Source organism: Stieleria mannarensis (assembly GCF_014154935.1).
Classification (GTDB): Bacteria; Planctomycetota; Planctomycetia; order Pirellulales; family Pirellulaceae; genus Stieleria; species Stieleria mannarensis.
Map to the genome: position 1 here is coordinate 154,689 of NZ_JACEHH010000016.1, position 19,829 is coordinate 174,517.

General features: G+C 60.4%; 15 protein-coding genes. 4 read left to right on the forward strand and 11 right to left on the reverse strand.

Features of this window, described 5'->3' with window-relative positions; genetic code table 11:
* The first annotated feature begins 100 nt into the window (after positions 1-100).
* Positions 101-790 carry a winged helix-turn-helix domain-containing protein gene (locus H1B37_RS13125; protein ID WP_182867107.1) on the forward strand — a complete coding sequence of 230 codons (690 nt, stop codon included), beginning with the start codon at positions 101-103 and terminating at the stop codon, positions 788-790.
* A 317-nt stretch (positions 791-1,107) separates the two neighbouring features.
* Here H1B37_RS13125 and H1B37_RS13130 read toward each other — a convergent pair whose 3' ends face one another.
* Positions 1,108-1,995: an AraC family transcriptional regulator gene (locus H1B37_RS13130; RefSeq protein WP_182867108.1), complete on the reverse strand. Its 888-nt coding sequence runs from the start codon at positions 1,993-1,995 to the stop codon at positions 1,108-1,110.
* A 258-nt stretch (positions 1,996-2,253) separates the two neighbouring features.
* On the opposite strand from H1B37_RS13130, the gene H1B37_RS13135 reads away from it, so the two are divergent.
* The 3 genes from H1B37_RS13135 to H1B37_RS13145 all read left to right on the forward strand — a co-directional run bounded on the left by H1B37_RS13135 (position 2,254) and on the right by H1B37_RS13145 (position 6,860).
* Positions 2,254-3,480 (forward strand): DUF1559 domain-containing protein, encoded by a 1,227-nt coding sequence (locus tag H1B37_RS13135; protein ID WP_182867109.1) that lies wholly within the window; start codon positions 2,254-2,256, stop codon positions 3,478-3,480.
* A 125-nt stretch (positions 3,481-3,605) separates the two neighbouring features.
* Positions 3,606-3,806 carry a hypothetical protein gene (locus H1B37_RS13140; protein WP_182867110.1) on the forward strand — a complete coding sequence of 67 codons (201 nt, stop codon included), beginning with the start codon at positions 3,606-3,608 and terminating at the stop codon, positions 3,804-3,806.
* Between the two features lie 207 nt (positions 3,807-4,013).
* A complete protein-coding gene (locus H1B37_RS13145; protein WP_220498186.1) occupies positions 4,014-6,860 on the forward strand; it encodes a CRTAC1 family protein in 2,847 nt (948 codons plus the stop codon).
* 177 nt (positions 6,861-7,037) lie between these two features.
* On the opposite strand, the gene H1B37_RS13150 is transcribed toward H1B37_RS13145, so the two are convergent.
* The 10 genes from H1B37_RS13150 to H1B37_RS13195 all read right to left on the reverse strand — a co-directional run bounded on the left by H1B37_RS13150 (position 7,038) and on the right by H1B37_RS13195 (position 19,374).
* Positions 7,038-8,591: a DUF1559 family PulG-like putative transporter gene (locus H1B37_RS13150; RefSeq protein WP_182867112.1), complete on the reverse strand. Its 1,554-nt coding sequence runs from the start codon at positions 8,589-8,591 to the stop codon at positions 7,038-7,040.
* On the reverse strand, positions 8,591-10,117 hold the full coding sequence (locus H1B37_RS13155) for a hypothetical protein (RefSeq protein WP_182867113.1): 1,527 nt from the start codon (positions 10,115-10,117) through the stop codon (positions 8,591-8,593). The genes H1B37_RS13150 and H1B37_RS13155 overlap by 1 nt, the downstream gene beginning before the upstream one ends.
* 95 nt (positions 10,118-10,212) lie before the next feature.
* Positions 10,213-10,821 carry a hypothetical protein gene (locus H1B37_RS13160; RefSeq protein WP_182867114.1) on the reverse strand — a complete coding sequence of 203 codons (609 nt, stop codon included), beginning with the start codon at positions 10,819-10,821 and terminating at the stop codon, positions 10,213-10,215.
* A gap of 6 nt (positions 10,822-10,827) precedes the next feature.
* On the reverse strand, positions 10,828-11,340 hold the full coding sequence (locus H1B37_RS13165) for an RNA polymerase sigma factor (RefSeq protein ID WP_182867115.1): 513 nt from the start codon (positions 11,338-11,340) through the stop codon (positions 10,828-10,830).
* A 326-nt stretch (positions 11,341-11,666) separates the two neighbouring features.
* On the reverse strand, positions 11,667-12,905 hold the full coding sequence (locus tag H1B37_RS13170; RefSeq protein ID WP_182867116.1) for an HD-GYP domain-containing protein: 1,239 nt from the start codon (positions 12,903-12,905) through the stop codon (positions 11,667-11,669).
* 195 nt (positions 12,906-13,100) lie between these two features.
* The gene (locus H1B37_RS13175) at positions 13,101-14,720 is read right to left on the reverse strand and encodes an outer membrane protein assembly factor BamB family protein (protein WP_182867117.1); all 1,620 of its coding nucleotides are present in this window, start codon (positions 14,718-14,720) and stop codon (positions 13,101-13,103) included.
* Positions 14,721-14,884: 164 nt separating this feature from the next.
* Complete coding sequence (locus H1B37_RS13180) at positions 14,885-16,213, reverse strand: hypothetical protein (protein ID WP_182867118.1); 1,329 nt, start codon at positions 16,211-16,213, stop codon at positions 14,885-14,887.
* A gap of 218 nt (positions 16,214-16,431) precedes the next feature.
* Positions 16,432-17,664, reverse strand: a complete 1,233-nt coding sequence (gene xseA / locus H1B37_RS13185) for an exodeoxyribonuclease VII large subunit (protein WP_182867119.1) — start codon at positions 17,662-17,664, stop codon at positions 16,432-16,434.
* Complete coding sequence (dapF, locus tag H1B37_RS13190; RefSeq protein WP_182867120.1) at positions 17,661-18,515, reverse strand: diaminopimelate epimerase; 855 nt, start codon at positions 18,513-18,515, stop codon at positions 17,661-17,663. Before dapF ends, xseA begins: the two co-directional genes overlap by 4 nt.
* Before the next feature lie 148 nt (positions 18,516-18,663).
* Positions 18,664-19,374 (reverse strand): TVP38/TMEM64 family protein, encoded by a 711-nt coding sequence (locus H1B37_RS13195; RefSeq protein WP_286177703.1) that lies wholly within the window; start codon positions 19,372-19,374, stop codon positions 18,664-18,666.
* Positions 19,375-19,829: the final 455 nt, after the last annotated feature.

The window sequence follows — 19,829 nt, forward strand, 5'->3', positions numbered from 1 at the left end:
TGCGAGATGCCCAACGCGCCCCCCGAATCGAAATGCGGGAGACGAATGTTCGGCGTCCTTTTCGAGAATTGTCCGCATGGATCCAGTCAAGCGCTGAGGCATGTCCACCAATACCAAGGTTTTGGTCGTCGAAGATTACAGCCCGTTAGCGGAGTCGCTCGAGTACCAACTCAAGCGAGCCGGTTACGAAGTCTATCGCGCCAGCGACGGACGTGAGGGCGTCGATCAGGCGAAACTCTATCTCCCCGATCTCGTCATCCTGGACATCGACCTCCCGGTCCTGGGCGGCATCGAGGTTTGTAAACAGCTGCGGGCCGACCCGAAGACGCGGGAGGCATTGATTTTGATGTTGACCGCGATGGGCGAAGAATCCGACCAGGTGGTCGGCTTTGCCGTCGGCGCCGATGACTATGTCGTCAAACCGGTCGAAAGCTACAAGGTGCTGTTGCAACGGATCAAAGCACTGCTGCGTCGACGCGAGCCGATCTTGGATGACCATGAAGCGGTCAGCCACCAAAATGTCACCGTCGATCGTCGCCGGTTCGTCGTCACCGTCGACGAATCACCGCTGAAGTTGACCAAGAGTGAATTCCGATTGCTGGACGCGTTGATTCGACAACCTGGTCGCGCCTTCGGACGCAGCGAGTTGGTCGATGCGGCGCTGGGCGAAGACACCGTCGTGCTGGACCGTACCATCGACGTCCATGTCCGCGCCCTCCGCAAAAAGATGGGCGGTGCTTCGGACCTGATCGAAACCGTTCGCGGCGTCGGATACCGGTTCAAAGAATAACGTCTGCTGCCCAAGAACCATTGGTGTCTACACATCGATAAACCCCTCTCTGGCAGACGTCGTGCGGTTTTTCAAATTCACCCTCCCTGGCAGGGAAGGTCGAGCGCGGCGAGGGGAGGGTTGATTCGTTGCGTTTGAGTGAATCCGAGCCACAGTGAACCCTCCCCGCGTCGTCGCTCACTCCTCCGCGTCCCTCCCAGGGGGAGGGTGAAGGCGTAGACGTCTGTTAAATCAAAGGTCAAAAACCGTACAACCTCGGCAGGGAGGGGGGCTACAAGTCTGAAGAGTTGTGTAGCCCCCACTACCCACGGCGGGTATCAACGCGTTTCCGGCAACGATGAGCTTTCGTGCCGGCTGACCAGCTTGGACGGGGCGACGCCATACACACGTTTGAATGCCCTGGAGAATTGAAACGGGTCGGCAAATCCCATCACTTCGGCGACGTCTTTGACCTTCATCTGTTCGTGCAACAGCAGCTCCGCGGCGTGGTGCATCCGCAACCGAATCAAGAATTGATACGCGCCGATCGAAGCGTGTTTCTTGAACAAACGCGACACATAGATCGGGGTGACCTCACAGGCTTGGGCGACCTCTTCGATGGTGGATAGATCCAAGTAGTGTTTTTCAATAAACGCGCGGACGTGCTCGTAGGTCTGGAACGATTTTGGGATCGACTTCTCGCCGGTGGTGATCCGTCGCTGGCGAATCTTTAAAAGCAGAATGCGGGTGATCAGCTGACAGATGTCCGCCGAGAAGCTTGTATTCTCACCGGCTTCGCGATCGATCTTGTCCCACAGTTCGGTCAACTCTCCGACGCGAGCGGTGATCACGGGCTTGCCGCTCAGCAAGCCGGCCGCGGTGACCAGCGACTGTGCCTCCGACCCCGCGATGTCCAGGTAGTACTTGCGCATCGCGCCAGGCGGCGCATTCTCGATGCGATGCTGGATGCCGGGGCCATAAGCGAACGCGACGCCGCGGGAAAGACGAAAACGCTTGCCTTCCAAAACCAACCAACCATGGCCTTCGGTGACCAATTCGATCCCGAAGTAAGGAAACCCGGATCGTTCGACAATGTAGTCCGGCAGCATCCGTTCCACGCCGCCGCAAACGACCGACAAACGCTCCTCCGGTGGAGGATTCAGATTCAGGTAAAAACGCTTCGATTCCCTCGTTTGACGCGAGATGAAATCGGGATCGCTCGCCATACCGAGACTCCAACGGTTCACAAAAGGCGACCGAATCACCCAAATAATAAGCCAAAAAACAGGTTAACAAAAGCTATCCCCGGTTGAACTTGGCTATGTGAAGAATTTGACAAGGGACAATATTAGAACCTTCTACTCGCTCCTGAGCGTTTCATCGCACTGTACTGCGACACACATCGTTTCTTCACGTTGTCAATTGTAGCGGTGTGACGCTCAGCCACACCATCTCATTCCCGCTCGTTTTAGAGGTTTTTCACAATGTCGCGGACACGCTCCCGCAAGGGGTTCACGCTCGTCGAATTGCTGGTGGTGATCGCCATCATCGGCATCCTGGTCGGATTGCTGCTGCCCGCCGTTCAAGCGGCCCGTGAAGCGGCTCGCCGAATGAGTTGCAGCAACAATTTCAAGCAGATCGGAATTGCGATGCACAACTATCACGCTGCTTACAAAAGTCTGCCGATGCATGGCGGTGGTACCACCGACAACATCACCCAGCACATCTGGCGTCCCTCGGAGATTTCAAACAACGGACGTTTGAGCTACTTGGTCGGACTGACGCCGTTCATGGAACAGCAAGGGATTTGGAATGACATCTCCAATCCCTTGAACCGGGATTCGCTGGGCAATACGCCCCCCAATGCCAGCGGCAACGGCGGCGCACAAGCAACTCGTAACGGTGCGGGTTTCTCTCCGATGGGCCCCACCCCGGACGAGATCCTGTACACCCCTTGGGCGAGCGAAATCCCGACGCTTCGATGCCCCAGCGACCCGGGGCTGGGATTGCCGGCGTTGGGGCGAACGAACTATGCCGCTTGCCTGGGCGATTCGGCCGAACGGGCCCATCAGGGCGCGTGGGGCAATGGCACTGCACCGCTGGGCCAGCCCAATCAAACGCTTTCGATCGAAATCACGGGGGCCGCGCGTGGTGTCTTCATCACCCACAAGTCCACCAAATTCCGTGACATCCTGGACGGTCTGTCCAACACAATCGCGGCCGGTGAAATCGCGACCGACCTGGGCGACAAAGACACGCGGACGATCGCGACCAACCGCGGTTGGTCCTTTATCCGCAACTTCCCGCCGACCGATTGCGATGCTTTGATCGATCCGGATCGTCCCCGTTTCTGGGCGCCGACCACCGCAACCGTCGGGGCGACCAGTGGCCGCGGCTTCCGCTGGGCCGAGCACATCCCCAACTCGTCCGGCTTCTTCACCGCGTCGCCTCCGAACCATGCGATCTGCACCGAACAAAACTCGGGCAATTCGGGATGGTACACCGCGTCGAGCCGTCACCAGGGAGGTGCTCACGTCCTGATGGCCGACGGTGCGGTGATCTTCATGACCGATTCGGTGGAGTCGGGTGACCAGAACGCGCTGGGGATCAATGCCTATCGCACACCGGGTGCGAAAAGTCCCTACGGTCTCTGGGGAGCACTCGGCACCCGAGCGGCCTACGAGACGATCGAAGAACAGCTGAATCAGTAACGACTTCGCATTCGACTGCCGCCCGCACGCCGGGCGGCAGTCGTCTTCTTCAGATCGGATCTGCGATCGATTTTGCGGCCTCGCTGCGATCCATTCTCCACTCTTAAAACCTCACACCACAACTCATGTCAAAACTCTTTTTCTCTCTGATGCTCGCCGCGTCATGTTTCATGCTGATTGGATGCGGAGATGACGGCCCTTCAAGCGTTGTCGAAAACGCCCAGCAATCCGACGTCGATGAATACAATCGAATGTTGCAGGAAGAACAGGCCCAAATGAAGGAAGGCATGGAAGCGGCCGCCAAGGAAGGAATCAAAGGCTACTGAGCGATCTGACGAGACGACCGAAAGGTGCCTGTCATGAAATCGAGATTCGACATCAAACCAGGCCTTTTCACTCTCTCGATCACATTGCTTCTGCTAGCGGGCTGTGGTCATCCGGGTGATTCTGCGTCCGACCGAGATGCAGAATTACCTGCGGCATCAGTCCACGAAGAATCTCGCGAGGCGACGATCGCTCGCGCCGGACAAGCCATGGCCCGCGGTGATCTTGCCGCGGCAGAAAAACTGATCCGCGCCGCATTGCTGCGCTACCCCGACGACGTCGCAATGCTCCGTCTGGCTGCCGATGTTGCGTTTGCCGGCGGGCGTCCCTCCGACGCGGCCGCGTTGGTCGCCGAAGCCGCCGTCGCGGACGGATTCACCGACGAACCGCTGGTCCAAAACGCGGTGCTGGCGCACGTGGGGACCGGCCGGTTGTTCGAACTGATCGACCTGCTCGACCAAGTCGTCGCCGCCTATCCCGAGCGGCACGAAACGCGGCGGCTGTTGTTCGATTTCTTGGTCAACGCGGAAGATCATCATCGTGCGGCGCCCCACGGCAGGATCCTGGTTCGCCAGCGTCAGTTTGATCGCGTGTTGCTGTTCTCAATCGCCACGTTCGAACAACGCAACATGGAAACCAACTCGATGGCGGAGTTGCAGAAACGCAACCCCGACGATCCGAGATTGCAGATCGCCGAAGTTCGCTCCAAGGTCGACCGGGGACAGTGGGACGGAGTCGAAGCGACGATCTCTGAAATCCTGCGGCACAGTCCCGGCTACCCGCCTGCCCAAATTCTGCTCGGACAGTATCTCGTCTATTCCCATCAGTTCGATCGGATCGCCCAGTGGATCGATTGCGTCACCGAAGAAACGAAAGAGCGATGGCAGTATTGGGCCCTGCTCGGTGACGTCGCACGACAAAGAGGCAACGACCAACAGGCGGCCAGGTCCTATCTGGAATCGGTTCGAAAAAATCCCGATGTCGGTGAAGTGCTGGCGAAACTCGCGCGGACTCTGGAGCGATTGCGGCGCGAGGACGCATCGGTCGACGTGGCCACCATCGCGGCGATCAATCAACGTGCCGAATTACTCAGTCGGTTCAGCCAGGAGAAGGAACGGTTGTACAAACTCGGCAATCGTTCGGGGGCGATCATGGCCCAAATGTCGCGAACGCTGGTCCAGCTGGGACGGCTGTGGGAAGCCGAGGCTTGGACGGCCTACGCCATGACCGTTCCCGATGACGACATCGCGACGGTGCGAAAGGTGCGTCAATCGATCGTCCGGCAGCTCACCGCCGACACCCCTTGGCGACTGGAGTTGCATCCGCTGCTGGCAACGTTGGATCTGAGCGACTATCCGATGCCCGACACCGACCTGATCGCGCGTTCGAAATCAACATCCACCGATGCATCGATCCGTCCGTCGGTCAAACCCGTCCTGCGGAACGAGACCGACCGATTGGGCTTGGCCACCGGCCGCGACGCCCGCCGACATTCTCGCACGTCCGACGGCGTGCCCTTGTATGCTCAGATGGAATCGGGCGGCTGCGCGATCGATTACGACCTCGACGGTTGGCCCGATCTGTATGTCGCCGCCGCGGGCGGCACGCCGGGCGAATCGGATTCGGCAAACAATTCGATGTTTCGAAATCTGGGTGGTCGTTTTTCGAACGTGACTGCCGTGACGGACACCGACGACACCGGGTTCGCCCAGGGGGTCACGTTCGGCGACGTCAATGAAGACGGATTCCCCGACCTGGTCGTGCTCAACTACGGTCCCGATCGGATCTTCATCAACAACGCCGACGGCACGTTCACGCCCCGCGACGACTGGTTGATCGGCGACCGTCAATCGCCGTGGTCGACCAGTGGGGCGATCGCCGACTTGGACGGCGATGGCATCTCGGACTTTGTTTGTTTGAAGTACTGCGCCGGAATGGAACCCGCCACCGTCGCCTGTCGAAAAGAGGACGGTTCGGTCAGCCCCTGTCTGCCGACCAAATTTGCCGCCGATCGCGATCGGTTCTTTCGCGGACGCCCGGAAGGAGGATTCGAGGACGTCACGGACCGATGGGCGGCAACGCCGACGCAACCCGGGCGTGGGTTGGGGCTGGTCATCGGTGATCTGGATGCGACCGGCGGAATCGACGTGCTGGTCGCCAACGACATGACCGACAACCACTATTGGACCTTCAACGATCAAGGGGACCTGGACGAATCAGCCACCTTGCGTGGGCTGGCGGTCGATGCCCGGTTTCGTCCCCAGGCTTGCATGGGGATCGCCACCGCGGACCTGGACACCGACGGCGATGTTGATTTTTTTGTGACGAACTTTGAACAGGAACACAACACATTCTACGAACAAACCGAACGCGGGATTTGGGCCGATCGAACCGTGTCCCGCGGATTACGGCACGTGAGTTTTTCCCAGCTCGGCTTCGGCACCCAAGCCGTCGACTTTGACAACGACGCAAACCTTGAACTGGCCATCACCAACGGGCACGTTTACCAAGACGCGGAACCTCCATCGAGCTACGCGCAACCGATGCAGGTGCTTCACCGTGTGTCACATGCTCGCCTTGAAGCATTCGAATTCGATGCGTCCGACGGCTACGTTGCCGACGATCATGTCGGCCGCGCGCTGTGGGCCTTGGATGCCGATCGCGACGGACGCATGGACTTGGCGATCACGCACCAGCGAGAACCGTTTGCGGTGTTGATGAACCGGACCCCGACGGAGCACCCTTGGGTCCGGATTCATTTGGTCGGTGCGAATGTCGCGCGGGATGCCATCGGTGCATCGATCAGCATCCGAACCGACCACCTGACACGTTTCGCCCCCGTGGTCGCCGGCGACGGGTTTTATTGTGCGAACGAACGTGTCACCCATTTCGGACTCGGCCCGGACCACCGTCGCGGCGACCCGATCCGCGTTTCGGTCCGCTGGCCGAACGGAACCGAAGACGTGTATCAAGTCGGTGAGAATCAAACGTGGCTGATCGTCCAGGGTGACGATCAACCGTTTGCCGTCTCGCCGAACGGCCTGGTGAATGACTAACCCGCGGCGCAAGCAAGGGGCCAGGCAAATCCACTCGCTTGCGTTTCGCGTCTGGGAGTCCGCCGCTGCTCCAGGTCCGGGTTCGTGTCGTAGCGGAAGCCGCCAAGGCTTTCGGCCCCCCGGGGAGGCGTTGCCGCGCCGGCAGCGAAACGCTTGGCGAGTTCCGCTACAACTCTCTCAGTCGAACGACTCCTTGCCGTGTCGGGTGAATCGTCCCCACAGTGATTTGCCGATCGCTTTGGGGTTGATCCAGTGGATCGATCCGTCGCCATGGACGACCACCGCCTGGTCACCAAAATGACCGCCCAGCACTTCCGTCAGGTTCGCCGGCGTGGGTGTGGGGTTGCCGGGTTTGCTCCAGATGTCGGCGTGTTCAGCCGGCGTTTCGAACACCATGATCGTGTTGGAAAGTCCGTCGATGACGTCGCCGAACTTTGGCTCGTCCCCGTCAAAAAACAATCCCTCGCCGGCGGGAATCACAATGTCCGAACGGTTTTCCATGGACGCGGATGCATCGATGGCAAACACGTCTGGCATTTGATCGGCGAGCGGACGGTTGTGCGGGCTGTCCCAGGGTTCATCCAGGTGAAACTTTTGGTACAGCCTGTACTCGTCCTTTCCCAAGAACGGCAACAACGCCACTCGCCAACTGAGCAAGGGCCGCCCCTGGTCGTCGGCGATCACCGGCGAGGGGAGTCGGCGATAGGCGGAGTGATAATTGTGGATCCCCAGTGCAATCCGTCGCAGTCGGGAGTCCGCGATCTTTCGCTTTGCTTCGCTCGACCAGGCCTGCAACTGGCGGCTGCCCGCTTGGGGGCCCAGCTTGATCCGCAACGTGCGGTCGTCGCCTTGTTCGCTGCTTTCGATCTGAAACGGTGCCGGCAGCCGACTCTGGATGCTTTCGCGAATCGCGTCGAGTGTCACCTTGGCATCAGCGTCATCGGCAACATGAAACACGAACTCCAATCCCGCCTCGCCGCCGGGATAGGCAGCCCCAGAAACCCAGTCAACTTCGGCAAGCTGACTGGAATCGATTGGAAACAGGGATTCCAATTCGGCAAGCCCGAACTCCTGGATGGCGCGGCGACGATCGCTGTTCAGGTAAACAGCAAACTGCAGGGGCGCCGGACCGAGGGCCGAAAACGCGTCGCGAAACGCATCCTGAGCCTCGGACGGTTCTCCCAATCGGTCAACGTTCAATCTCGCCAAATTACCAGTGATGATCACGGATCCGACCCGCTTGGTCTGACCGGGATCAGCATCCGCCGTGGGCAGTTGATCGCTCGCCGCGGGGACGACAAGGATGGGGTCGCGTGTGAAGGGTACTTCGCTGGTTTCCGATGCGCTCAGCAGAAGGAACGCTTCGCCGCCCTGCTCGGACTGCAACAGGGGCTCGATCGCCTTGCGAGCATGCTGGGGCAAAGAGTTTCCGGCCAACCGCAGGTAAGCCTTTTCGGCATTCGGTAACTGTCGGAACGATTGGGGATCAATGCGGACAACAACGATCGCATTCTCGTCGACGACCGACAGCACCGTGGTCGGATCAACGGCGCCGGCGGGAGTCGCCATCACAGCCAGCGAAGCGATTGTAGCGAGAGTGAATAGGATCGATCGCCGTGCGAACGTAGCTACCTTCGCCAGCAGGTGGATCCCCGGCGTTTTCCGCGTTCTGGCGAGCGTCGCAACGTCAAAGTGACGCGATCCAGCTAGGCTCTGGTCGGTGGTGGGCATCACTGGTCTCCTTCGGATTGGATCACAAGTTCGATAGGTTGGAATGTCAGCTGGGGTGACGGATCACGACGGGTGGCAATCCGAATGGTCGATCCATCACTGTCGTATTGAAAGGGTGTGCCGGTCGCGGGATCGCTGGGAATCGGCAGAGCCTCGATCGCATCAATCGATGCCGGCGGTTGTCCTGCATGGGACGCGGCGTGGTCTCGCATCGCTTCGATCAACCGCAGCACGGCGATCTTGCGTTGAATCCTGGCCTGCCGGCGGACCGCTTCTTGAATCGAATTGCCCAGCATGTCGTCGATCGGAAGTACCGGCGCAGCCATCGCGTCGCCAGATGGTTGATTCTCCAGACCGGCCAATGCGACCGCCGTCGGCTGGTATGCCCAGCGGACCAAATTTTGAATTCTTCTTTGGTGAGCGTCATAGCTTTGCAACGCGATCGTTTGTGCGACCGAGAACGCTTCGACTTGGGACGCCGGATAACCTGCCCGTACCAAGTTTGCCTTTGCCTTCGGGTAAGCCTCCAGGACAAGCAGTCCCAAAGCGGGGCGAGAGCGATTGTTTTGGCCGCCGAACAGATCCGACCGATCCCAAAAATCACGCAGCGCATCGCTCCATTGCTCCATCGACCACTCGACGACACCCCAGTGTTGCAGGTACTCCCGAGACGATGGAACAGTGTCCCGGGGAGCATCGCTGTCCCGGGGAGCATCGTCGCTGCCGAATCGATGTTGGACGATTCGTCGAGCTTGGGCAAACAGCGGGTACGTCGATTCCAACCCGATCTTTTCGGCATCCAGCCCCGGTCGTAGATCGACCAGCGGGTCTGGCAGTTCCGCCAACGCCCAGGCAAGATTGGGTGCAGCGGGTTGCTGGACCCAATCGAACAGACAGTCGGCCATCATGTCTTCGATGCCGAGTGCAACGAGTGTGCAAACCAAAGTGTCACCCTGGGCGACATGTTTGGCCAACGCGAATCCCAACTGCAACGACTCGATGGCATCGCCGAAACGCTGCTCGGCGATCTGGTACTTGATCCGCAACGCGATCAACCGGGCGTACGATCGTGAACGCTGCACTTCCGGCAGCAAAATTTCAAAGAACGGTTCGCCCGGGTAGAGCAATTGCCAGTCACAATGCCGCGACCGAGCTGCTTTTTGAAGCGATCCGAACACGCCGCTGTCGACCGGTGAACTGCCGAGCCATGCGAACTGGGGATGGCTCTTCGCCAAGTCATTGGCGGGCAATTCGATCATCTCACGAATGCTGCTCCACAGTTCACTTTGCCCCATCAACGCTTGCTGCTCGGCATAGACCTGTCCATACCAGACCACCGCATTGCCGGGGATCTGTTCCCGGAGTGTTGGCAGCAACGATTGTGAAACCGGCGAATCGACAATCGCCGCGGGGCTGACGGCAAGCGGTTTGGATTCGACGTCCTGCGCAAATGATCGGGCAGACGTCGCCCAACAGGCCATTGCAAGCATGCAAGCGGGTAGCCTGCGACAAAGCTTTGATTTCATACGGATCTCCTTCGTTGCGATGGTGGGCTGGGCTTTTTGGATCGCGAGCAGGGCTTTCGGATCGCGAGCAGGGCTTTCGGATCGCGAGCAGGGCTTTAGGATGGTTGCTGAACTTCACGGAAGAGCGCGCGGCGGAGCGGAAGCGAATCGTTTGCCGACGAGGGAGGCTGTGCGAGGCCCTCCGCGCCGGTCGTCGAAACCGATCGCAATGCCTCTTCCCCGACCCGGTAGTGCGAACGGGTACTGAGCACTCCGTCAAACGGCAGCGTCAGTTCCGCCGGATCGATTGACGCCAATGACGGCGCCGCGACCGGTGTGTCACGAGCTTCCGATGCGGAGGGATCGTCGGAGGCTGGTCCGACGCTTCTTTCATCTGTGGGCGTGATGAAGGGCGAGGCGGTTCTGGTTCGCTGTGGCCCACTGGTCCTTTCTTGAACGAACACCAGCATGACCAGGCTGGCCGCCAACGCACCGAGCACGCCGCCGACACAGGCCGAACCGCCGCTGAAACGACTTGATCGCGAGGCTGTGTTCGGCGTCTCCTGTCCGTGGCGAAATCCGTCCTGAAAACCGGCCTGATACACCAGCTGATCCGTGTCGATCCCCAGGGGCTCGAGCACCCGCAGCGAATCCTCGAAACTCGTGCTTTCGTTTTCGCCGTCGGTGTTTTTGACCGGATCGGGCAATGGGTCGGAAGGTTGCATGGCGAACTATCCCTTGGTGAAGTCTGCGAGTTTGATGTTCAGCTGAGAGCGGATGGCGTGAAGCCCTGATTGGTAACGTCGCGAGGCGGTCCGCGGTGAAACGCCGACGAGTTGGCCGATTTCATCGAATGAAAGTCCATTCCACAGTCGCAACACCAGGATCTCGCGAATCGCCACGGGTTGACTCATCAACGCACGGGTCGCCATTTCACCATCCATTGACTCTTCAACACTGTCGACAAACCAATTGACGCGCTGGTCGCAGCGGATTTGTTCGTGTTTCTTGCGACGCGATTGTGAGCGTGACGCATTGAGTGCCTCGCGACGAACGACCTTGAACAACCAACCACGCGGATGGTCCGGGAACGGCGTTTGGCGAAACAGTTTCAAAAACGCGTCTTGCACGATGTCTTCCGGCGTGTCGCACAGTTGCCGCGCCAGCAGCGTCAAACCGGGGGCCGAGCTGCGCACCAGGGCAGCGTATTCGAACCGGGGCGCCGAGTTTCCGTCTGGCGGCATGGGGCAATCTGGCAGGCGAAGTTCAAGTGGAATGGAGTCGGCTGTCGGAAAGAAGACACCGCCGGAATCATTTTGCGTCAAACAATTCTAAGAAAGGGCGGGAGCACAACAGACTCGCAAGCGGAATGCATGCGTTGAGTGTAGCGGAAGCCGCCAAGGCTTTCGGCCACCGTAGCGGAAGCCGCCAAGGCTTTCGGCCACCGTAGCGGAAGCCGCCAAGGCTTTCGGCCCCCGTAGCGGAAGCCGCCAAGGCTTTCGGCCCCCGTGCGGTGACGCCGCGCTCGCGCGAAACTCTTGGCGAGTTCCGCTACGCCACGGGCGGCAGACTAAGAGTACTGTTGCAGGTTCGGTAGACTGAGCAGCGTGTCGACGACATCGGCGGCCCACTGGACGCCGCGGCCTTGGCGAAAGATCTGGACGACCTTTTCCAGTTTCATCCCGGGGCGGTAGGGCCGATCGCTGCTCATCGCGTCAAAGGCATCGGCCACCGCGACGATCTGGGCGTCGCGTGGGATCTCGTCACCGGCCAGGCCGTCGGGATAACCCGATCCGTCCCAGGATTCATGATGGTGGCGGACCGCCGGCAGGATCGGGTGAAACTGCTCGATCCCTTTCAGGATGTCGTATCCGAGCACCGGGTGACGTTTGATCTGTTCGAATTCTTCGTCCGTCAGCCGCGTGGGTTTGCGCAGCACCGAATCGTCGACTCCGATTTTGCCGATGTCGTGAAGGATGCCGCCCATCCGGATGTTGGCCAGGGCATGATCGTCATATCCCAAACGCGATGCGAGCTGAAACGAAAGCTCGGCAACGCGATTGCTGTGCCCACACGTGTAGGCATCTTTGGCGTCCAATGCCGACGCCAGCGACTGAATCATACTTTCGAACATCCCTTGCATCTGCTGATACTGTTGTTGGTTCAGCAGATGGACGGCCAGCATCGTGGACGTCGACGACATCATGTTGGCTTCGATCGTCCCGAATTCGGGCTGGTCGGCGGTTCGGATCGCGACCATCTGTCCCAGCGAGGTGCTGCCCCGGTGAATGGGAACGACGACCGATCGCAGACGCGTGCCGCCGGCCAGTTGCAAATCGTTCACCAGCGCGACGCCGCCGGCATCACCGGTGCGTTCTTTCGATTTTGCCCGGGTGGCTTCAACAATGGCGACCAGTTCGCTGTCGGTCACCGAGTGGCCGACGATCTCGAAAATCTCGTCGGAATGACGCGGTGAAAGCAATGCGGATTGCTGCGTGGCCCGTTGTTCGTGTTCGGCGCTGGGGAACAGATGGATCGCCAGAATCGCCGACGTGATGCAGGGTGCCAATTCGTCGAGTAGCGAACGCGCGACCTGATGCGATTGCTCGGTCAGCGTCAAACTGCTCGCCAGTCGTTGCGTCAGCCCGTGGATCAGCGTCAGTTCCTCGAACCGCGCCGCCAATGCATCAGCCAACTGGTCGACCTCCGACGCCAACGAAGCATCGGTGGCGTTTCCGGCAGCTGAAATCGCGGCCAAATCAGTGATCGGCGATGCGGGGTCGGTCGAGGACGAGGGGTGTAAAGACATGGCTGCACCGTGAACGGGGTTCCGAGGCATCGGTGTCGAAAAAACGAGCCGGATCGGAATCCCGACCCGGCTCGCACGACATGACTCTGAACGCTATCTGCGCCGCGGCATCACGGTGACCGCTCTCCCCCTGCGGACATGAAATCCCCCTCCCAGGAATTCCGGTTGTGTCGCTTGCGCGACTTGGGGTGAGACTCAGTTCCCGAACGGATCGCCACCGAAGGGATCGTTTCCGCCGCCGTCCGGGGCCCCGAAGGGGTCGGCCATTTCGCCGCCGCCCGCCTCACCGCCGCCGAAGGGATCCGCGCCGCCGGCGCCGAACGGGTCCGCCCCACCGGCACCGAAGGGATCGCCGCCGGCACCAAACGGATCATTCGGAGCCGCCTTTGGCGCTTCGGCTTCCGGCTTTTCGGCCGCTTCCTCGGCTTCCTCGGGATCTCCCGAATCCACCGAGCGCCGAATCGTGGGGTTTTCCGAGCCGATCGCCCGCAGGCACTGGACGGTTCCGATCGCATTGACCAGATACAGTCGGTCGGTGGTCCGGTTGACCAGCAACTTGACCGGCTTGAGTGTGTTGTCGACTTCGATCACGCTGCCGGTTTCCAAATCGATCGCGGCAAAGCTTTGGCTGAGCAGTCGAACGAACAGCATCTGATCAAACCCGCCGAGGATTTCGTCGACGTTTGGAATCGGTTGATCCCAGACGCCCAAGCCGGTCTTTTCGTCGATCGCGTACAGGTTGCCATAGGCCGAGGGCAACAGCACCATGCCGTTGACCAGGAACGGGGCCTTGTAGAACGGTTCACCGTAGGGGTGGCTCCAAAGGACGCGACCGGTTCGGGTTGCACGCAAGCCGTAGACCTGGCCCGACTCGCTGCCGAAGAAAAATCGATCACCGTCGGCGGCGGCGATCCGGCCGCTGACGATGCCGTCGGTGTTCAGTCGAAACAGCACGGACGGTTCACCGGAAAGTTCCATCACATAGACAAATCCGCGATCGGTTGCCCAAGCGACTTTGGCCGACGTCGGTGATTTGGTCGGCGGTTCAAGCGCCAGTCCGGAAACGATTTCCATGAACGGGTCGCGCGTCGTGTCGGCCAATGGGTAGCCTTCGACTCCGTTGCGGATCGTCGGCACCAGCGAAAAGTCGCCCGCATGAATCGCACCGTACATCGGCATGCTGGTGGTTCGCACGCTGTTGATCGGTTCGCCGTTGGTGGCGTCGATCTTGATCAGGTTGCCGCCGTTGGTGATCGTGACAAAGTCGTCGTCGATGCCCATCCGTCCGAAGTTCAACCCGGCGTCGCCGACGTACGACATCCAAACCGGCGTTCCGGTTTCGGCGTCGCGACATTCAATCGTCCCATTGTTGGCCGCGGTGTAAAGCTTGACGCGCGGCACGGTTCTGGAAGTGACCGTCAGCCCCGGGTTCCGACGCGCCCGCATCGTCACTTCGCGTTTGGCCAGGCGTTCGGCTTCCTCTTTGCCGATCGGTTGGCCGTCAGGTCCGATATGGTCGGTCGGGATGCGAAACAAGACCGTCGGCTGTTCTCCCTCGGCCGCCTTGGTCACCACTTCGATGTACTCACGCGGGTCGTCCTGGTGAACGATGATCTGTTGATCGACGATCGACCCGGCTCCGGCGGGAACCGGCATCTGCCGCCGCCAGACCTCTTCCAATCCCAATCGGGCGGCCGTTCGAGGCGACATCAGTTCCCCCGCGGCACAATTCTCCGACGCGCTGTCGACCGATGCTCCGTGCTGCAGTCCAAAAGCGAGCAAGACCATCGCCGTGAGATGGGTGATTCGTTTCATCAATTCAAAGTGGAAGAGAGGATTTGACAGGCATTGGGTTGACCGCAACCGGCACCCCCTGAACAGGGGCTGGAACAAGTCGGCGCTGCGGCACCATGAGCAAATTTTAGTCGATCCGCCACGCTTGGCCATCAAAAGCCTCGCTTTTGCAAGCGGTTCTCCACTCAAAACGACTGATTCTGCTGCCGCGACGCCCCGTTTCCTTGCCAACAAGGAAACCCGAGCCGCTCCTGTTCGATCAGGGCGGCCTTGAGTTTTTGAAAGGTCCCCGAGGCGAGCGTGGCACACGAATCGCCACAAAGGTACTCCGCAGCTCTACCCCGCTGGGCGATCGAGACTCGATAAACCGACTCACTCAACGACATCCAATTGAGTAGTTCGGCCGCCAAAGCCGCGGGCTCCGTGCCGGTTTCCGACGCCAACACCGCAAGCCCCGCACGCAGATCATCTTTCGCTTGCGACGACGTGGAATCCAAGAAGCTCCCGAATCGGGGGGCCTGCGGCGCGTAGCGGGCCGCCATCAGCCGGACCAACAACCGCGACCCTCGTTTCCGCAGCGACGCCGTTGTCACCTCCGATGCGACCCGATCGTATCTCGCTTGATCATGCGGCAGGTCCAGTCGATGAAGCACGATGCATTGATCGTCGGCGTCGAAGCCCGCCCGGTCGATCGCGGCATGGATCTGTCGCAGTTGGGCGTCATGTTCCTCCTGCTCCTCCAGCCAACCATCGTTCCCCGCCGCCGACACGCCCGAGCCGGGATTGACCGAAGGTTCCAGCCACTCGCGACACGACTGGAGCGAAACATCACCGCGACCGCGTCGCATGACTTCGGCGATCCGACGCATCGAATCGTTGCTGAATTTACATCGGTGCTGCGTCAGAAACTCGATCACGGCCGCATCCGACTCCTCGGCCGACAATTGCCGCCCGGCCTGCATCGCCGCCCGCTGCAACACCCACTGCATTTGCGGCACCAATCGGCCGGCCGACAGCGGTAGTCCCAGTTGCCGCGCGTGGTCTTCTCCGCGAAGGTTCTTGACCGACTCCCGAAGTGACTTTTCCAAATAGGTCACAAACTTCGTCCGCCGCGATGCATCAAACAACAACAGCGACCGCCCCAGGACCGGGTCGAGCCGATCGGCGTCGATGCCCGTGGATTCGGCGACCGCATGCACCATCGGCTGGAAATCGGCGTACAGTTTCCAAAATGACTCGGTCGCCCGCTCCTTGATCGATTCATAAGCGCGACGTCGTTTCGGTTCGAGCGTCATCACGCGGACGTGAAGAAACGGGATCAGTTCCGGCAGATAATGAAACCGCTCCGATCGCGTTTGCCCGTCGTCATCTTGGACCCTGCGTGTTGCGGTCCGCAGGTCGATTCCGAACGAGTTCCACAAACCGACCTTCAGCACGTCCAGCCGATCCAAGTGCTGCTCAAGCGGCGATCGGCAGCCGTCGCCGAGCGGTCGGTCATCGGGTTCGTCGTGCATCGCAATCCTCCAGATTGCCTTCAGTCTAAACGACGTGCCGAACCAGTGGCAACGAATTCGTTTCGGATCAACCCATGGGTAGCCTGCGCGTGATGATCGCTGGGTGACCACCGAAAACGACACAGCATGCCGGCCCCCTCATCCCCAGCCCTACTCTCCCGCGAAGCCGGGGGCGAACGAAGCCCTGGTGAGTTGTATCGACTGCAAAAACGGTGGGCTCAATCCGAATCAATCTTGTCGACGACCGATTCGAACGAGCCGTTTTCCAGGCGTGTGGTGACCCGCTGACCGGTCTTCAATTGGGATGCGTCGCTGATCGCATTGCCATCGGTATCGCGGGTCACGCTGTATCCCCTGGCCAGGGTGTTCAGCGGAGACAACGCCGCCAGGCTTGCCGCCAGCGTTGCGACGTCCGATTTGGATTGTTGCAGTCGCCGATCGATCGCCTGTTTGGCGCGTTGATCGAGTTCATCGACCAATCGTGAGCGAAGGTGCACGATTTCCATCGGTTTGGTCATCGCCGGATGGCCCGCGAGTGACTGCAGGGCAACCTTTCGCCGTTGGATTTCGTAGTCCATCGTCCGCCGCAACCGCCGGTCCAAATCGGCGACCCGTTGAACCATCCCCGATCGATCGGCAAACACTTTGGTGGCCGCATCGGTCGGCGTCAACGCGCGGACGTCGGCCGCCAAATCCGAGAGCGTGACGTCGACTTCGTGCCCGACCGCCGACACGGTGGGGATCGGACACTGGGCGATCGCACGGACCACCGCTTCTTCATTGAAACACCACAGGTCTTCCAGGCTGCCGCCGCCGCGGGCCACGATCACGACGTCCAGTGGGGGACGAATCATCGCCGCGGCCTGCAATCCTCGAACGATCGTTTCGGCCGCGCCGGTGCCTTGGACTTGAGCGGGGATGACAAAGATCTCGGCTCCGACCATGCGATCATCGGCCGCGACCAGGAAATCGTGAACGGCCGCGCCGCTGGGGCTGGTGATCACGCCGACGCGTCGCGGGTGCTTCGGCAGCGACTGTTTTCGCTCGATCGAAAACAAACCCTCGGCGTTCAGCCGTGCCTTGAGTTTGTCAAACGCCAATTGAAGCGCGCCGACGCCCTGCGGCTGGGCTTTGCGGACGACGATCTGGTAGGTGCCGCGAACGGTGTAGATTTCCAGGCCGCCGAAGCAGAGGATGGACTGGCCGTTTTCGAGTTCGAATCTCAGCCGCGAAGCAACGTTGCGCCACATCACCGCGCGGATCTGGGAGTCGTCATCCTTGAGCGTGAAATAGATGTGCCCGCTGCGCGGTTTGGCCACGTCGGTCACTTCGCCGGCGACCCACATCATCGGAAACGTGCCCTCGACGACCGCCTTGAGCTGGTGATTCAGCTCGCTGACGCTAACCGCCTGCGTTCGGCCGTCGGATTCGGACGCAAGGAACTCATTCAACGGACCGGCCACTCACCCGAAAAAACTTCCGTTGCCGGCCCGGTCATCATCACGTGATCGTTTTCGGCCAGCCACTGCAGCGTCAGATCGCCGCCGAGCAGATGGTTCAAGATCTTTCGCTCGGTCCGGCCGGCCAACACGCCCGCGACGCAGACCGCCGAAGCCCCGGTGCCACAGGCCCAGGTCTCGCCCGAACCGCGTTCCCAGGTCCGCTGACGGACCTCGGTCGGCGACAGGATTTCGACAAATTCGACGTTGATGCGATTGGGGAATCGGGGGTCGGTTTCGATTTTCGGTCCCAACCCCAAAACCAGGTCGTCGCTGGCCTGTTCGACGAAGATCACGCAGTGGGGATTGCCCATCGACACACACGTCACCTCCAGCGTCTGACCGCCGAATTCGACCGGCGCGGTCACCACGCGGCCGCCATCACGCGTGCCGGGGATCGTGGTGGGCACTTTGGGACCGACCAGCTCGGGGATGCCCATGTCCACGGTCACCTGATCGACCAAGCCGTCGTCGCCCAGGTGGAGTTTTAGATCCAGCACGCCGGCACCGGTTTCAATCTTCAACGCGTCCCGCTTGGCGATGCCGTGGTCGTGCACGAACTTCGCCACGCAGCGGACTCCGTTGCCACACATTTCGCTTTCGCTGCCGTCGGCGTTGAACATCTGCATCCGCGCGTCGGCCGATTCGCTGGGGCGGATCAAGATCAAACCGTCCCCACCGACGCCGAAGTGTCGGTGGGCGATTTGACGCGCCAATTCGGGGGCGTTTTCGGGGGCGGGTTGCGAAAAGCAATCGACGTAAACGTAGTCGTTGCCGGCGCCGTGCATTTTGGTGAATTTCATGGTGAGCATGCTAAAACACCGACGCCCAAAAACAAACCGGGGTTCGCGCCGGACGAACGTCGCCACCTTTCGTAGCTACCTTCGCCAGAAGGTGGGCGGAAAAGGGGACGGGGGTCGATAGTGCGAAGCACCCGGAGGGCCGTGCCGGCTATCGACCCCCGTCCCCTTTTCGCTTCGAAGCAAGCCCGACGGCCGCCAAGACCTTTCGCACCACCAGCGGAAAAATCCCCAGCAGCGCAAACGCGACGGTCAACTGCAGCAACTGGGCGGGTGCGATCACCGCGCCGACTCCCTCTTCGGCCAGCACGGTCAGGTTGGGGACGCGTGATCCGGCGAAAACATAGACCATCGTCCCGGGCAACATCCCCAATTGGCTGACCCACCAAAACGTCCAGACCCGAATCGGCGTCAATCCCATCACCAAATTGATCACGAAAAATGGAACGGCCGGGATCAGCCGTAGCGTGAACAAGTAAAACGCACCCTCGTCGGCCAATCGTCGCTGGAAGGTCTGCATCGATTCACCATACCGCGACTCGACGGCATCGCGAAGCAGATAGCGGCTGCTGAGAAACGCCACCGTCGCCCCGGCCGTCGACGCGAAACTGACCAGCACGAGCGTGCGGCCGAAACCGAAGTACCAACCGTAAACCAACGTCAACGCCGCCGCCCCCGGCAGCGACAATCCCGTCACGGCGACGTAAACGCCAAACGCAACCGCGTACACCGCCAGCGGATGTTCGCTTTGAACCGTCCGCAATTGCGATTCACGCTCGGCCAGCGACTGCAGTGAAATCACATCGCGATACAAAAACCCCACGGTCGCAACCGTCACGGTCAGCAGCGCAAAGACGATCAATTTCCACGTCGCGCTCGACGAGGGCTTGGGCGGTTGGGGAGTCTCGGTTGACGCTGTGTCAACGGCTTGGGGATCGGATTGAGCATCTCGCCGGACCGCGTTCGTTTGGCATAGCGACGCTTGTCTAGCTGGACCATTTGATTGATTCAGGCTCCCCTCTCCCCCGAAAAACTGGCGAGCTCCAGCGAGCCCGTTTTTCGGGGGAGAGGGGCCGGGGGTGAGGGGGATTCCCAGGCGTCGGTGACACATCGGAGTGTGAACGATCATACGACGAAACTCTCTGCAGAGATGAATTGCTCCAGCAAGAAATGCATTGCGGTAACCTTCAGGATTTGCCGAGTCAATCGAGGTGCAACTGTTCGACGCTGAACCCCTCACCCCCGACCCCTCTCCCCAAAAACAGATCGAGGTCAAACTCACTCGACGATCAGTGTCGTTCGCGCGATCTGTTTTGG